This is a genomic window from Streptomyces sp. WG7 (assembly GCF_049975785.1).
In the GTDB taxonomy this organism is placed as follows: Bacteria; Actinomycetota; Actinomycetes; order Streptomycetales; family Streptomycetaceae; genus Streptomyces.
Genome location: NZ_JBNGGE010000121.1, coordinates 1 through 3206 on the forward strand (window position 1 = coordinate 1; position 3206 = coordinate 3206).

The 3206-nt window shown below is 70.4% G+C and carries 1 protein-coding gene; it reads right to left on the reverse strand.

The window, feature by feature from the left end; genetic code table 11:
- On the reverse strand, nucleotides 1-3206 hold a 3206-nt coding region (locus ACP4J0_RS38280), incomplete at both ends, for an SDR family NAD(P)-dependent oxidoreductase (RefSeq protein ID WP_426604033.1).

Here is a 3206-nt window from a genome sequence, read left to right on the forward strand (position 1 = left end):
TTGCACCGCCCATCCACCGCCAACCCACCCTGCACGGAGAACCCGACGAACGCATCCGGCGTCGCCATGACCGTCACACCGCCGGCGAGAGCCATCGAGCACTCACCGGACCGCAACGACTGCACGGCCAAGTGCAGGGCCACCAGCGATGACGAGCACGCAGTGTCCACCGTCAGCGCGGGACCTCGCAGCCCCAGCACATACGCCACCCGGCCCGATGCCACGCTCTGCGAACCGCCGGTCATGAGGTGGCCGGAGAGGTCCTGGCTGGACCGGCCCGCCACCTGGGCGTAGCCGGACTCGAAGGCGCCGACGAACACGCCGACCGGCCTGCCCGACAGCGACACCGGATCGATCCCGGCGTGCTCCAGGGCTTCCCAGGAGGTCTCCAGCAGCAGCCGCTGCTGCGGGTCGGTGGCCACCGCTTCACGCGGGGAGATGCCGAAGAATTCGGCGTCGAAATCGCCGATCCCCCGCAGGAAGCCGCCCGTGGCGGTGACCGAAGCACCTCGACCGGATCCCAACAACTCGTCCAGGTCCCACCCGCGGTCCGCCGGGAAGCCCGACACCGCGTCATGGCCGCCGGCCAGCAGGTCCCACAGTTGGCCGGGGCTCGACACATCACCGGGATAACGGCAGGCCATTCCGACGATGACGATCGGGTCGTCGGTCACCGCCACGGTCGGCCGCAGAGTGGCGTCCTCGACGTGGCCGATGCCCTCGCCGAGCAGGCCGGCCACATACTCGGCGAGCACAGCGACCGTCGGGTAGTCGAACACCAGGGTCGCGGGCAGGCTCAGCCCGGTCACGGCCGCCAGCCGGTTCCGCAGCTCCACCGCGGTCAGCGAGTCGAAGCCCAGCTCCTTGAAGGCTTGACCGGTGTCGATCCGGGTGGACCGGCTGTGCCCGAGCACCACGGCGACGTGGTCGTTGATCAGATCGTGCAGGAACGACCTGCGGTCGTCGGCCGGGACACCGGCCCAGCGGTGGGCGAAGCTGTCGGGGCCCTGACGGTCGTCCCCGGCGGTCCGGCGTACCACCCGGCCCACCAAGGCGCGCAAGACGGCCGGTATTTCGGGTTGAGACCTCAGCGTGGCCGCGTCCAAGCGGGTCAGTCCGACGACCGGCTCGTCGACGCGCATGGCCCGGTCGAACAGGTCGAGGCCCTGTTCGATGGAGAGCGGTGGCATTCCCGAGCCGTTCATCCGCCGTAGGTCGACATCGGACAGGGCCGAGGTCAGCCCGACTTCAGGGGTCCACGCGCCCCAGGCGAGTGATAGGCCGGGCAGGCCCGCCTGCCGACGCCGTTGCACCACGGCGTCCACGAACACGTTCCCGGCCGCGTAGTTGCCCTGGCCCGGGCCGCCGAACATGCCGGCCAACGACGAGAACGCGATGAACAGGGACAGGTCCATGTCGCGCGTCAGCTCGTGCAGGTGCCAGGTGGCGTCCACCTTGGGCGCCAGCACCCGGTCCATCCGCTCACCGGTCAGCGAGCCGATGACACCGTCGTCGACGACACCGGCGGTGTGTATGACGCCCGACACCGGGTGTTTCGCCAGCAGCCCGGACAGCGCTTCCCGATCCGACACATCACACGCCACCACCGTGACCCGCGCGTCCAGCCCCGTCAGCTCCTCGACGAGTTCGGCCGCGCCCTCGGCCTGCTCGCCCCGACGGCTGACGAGCAGCAGGTCCCGTACGCCGTGGGTCCGTACGAGGTGCCGGGCCACCCGACTGCCCAGACCTCCCGTGCCCCCGGTGATCAGGATTGTCCCTTCCACCGCGGAGAAGTCGGCGGGCTCGGTGGAGTTTGTGTGACGGGCCAGGCGTGGGATGCGCACCGCGGCGCCGCGCAGTGCGAGCTGTGGCTCACCGGTTGCGGCGACGCGAGCCAGCGTTGCGAGATCGAGGGAGGCCGCGGACTCCAGGTCGACCAGGGTGATCCGGTCCGGGTTCTCCGACTGTGCCGAGCGGATCAGGCCCCACACCGCGGCGGCGGGCAGGTCGGTCAGCGGGTCGTCGGGCCCTGTCGAGACCGCTGCCCGGGTCACCACGACCAACTGAGCGGCGCTGAGGCGCGGTTCGTTCAGCCAGTGCCGCACCTGCTCGAGTACCCATACCGTGACCAGGTGCGTCAGGCTGACGACGGGTCCCGGCTCGGGGTTGTGCGGCACGGCGAGTACCACGTTCTGCGGCACCGGCATTCCGCCGTCCATCGCTGTGGTCAGAGCGTGCAGGTCGGCGTGGTCCGCGCCCGAGCCCACCACGGCCCAGGCATCGCCGCGCAGGGCCGCCGCCCCTGCCCCGGCAACGTCGAGCCCGGTCCACTGAGGTATGAGTACGGCGGTGCCCTCCGGCCTAGCCGCGAAGTCGGCCTCCGACAGCGGACGGGTCCGCAACGACGCAATCGACAACACGGGAGCACCCGAGCCGTCCGCTACGGCGACACTGTATTCGTCCGCGCCGGTCCGGGTCAGACACACCCTCGCCCGGACCGCGCCCGAGGCCCTCAATACAACATCGGTGAACAGGAACGGCAGTCGTGCGGACTCCACCAGGTCCGGCCCAGTCAGCCTCGACGCGTGCAGCACGGCGTCCAGCAGCGCTGGGTGCATACCGAACGATGCGGCCTGCCCTGACTGTTCCTCGGACAGCGCGACCTCCGCCCACGCTCTCTCGCCTTGACGCCAGGCCCTGGTCAGGCCCTGGAACGCCGGCCCGTACACCACATCGTGGTCCGCGCGGTACAGCGTGGAGATGTCGACCACCGCGGCCCCGGCGGGCGGCCATTGCGAACCCAGGCCGGTAAAAACGCTCTCGTCAAGGCCGGGCGCGCTCACCAGCTCGCCGGTGGCGTGTCGGGTCCACTCCTCGCTGCCGTCCGGGCAGGCGTGAATCGCCACCATCCAACGGTCCTGGGCCTGTTCGGTGAGCTGCACCTGGATCTGGCATCCGCCCTGAGCCGGGAGCACCAGTGGTGTTTCCACCACGAGTTCACTGAGCCGGTCGCAGCCCACCGTGTCGCCGGCGCGGACGGCCAGCTCGACGAAGGCTGTTCCGGGAAAGACCACCGCTCCGCGGACCACGTGGTCGGCCAGCCATGGATGCGAGCGCAGTGATACCCGTCCGGTGAACAGCATCCCGCCGGATTCCGGCAATCGCACCATCGCCCCCAGCAGCGGGTGCTCGGCCGATTCCAGTCC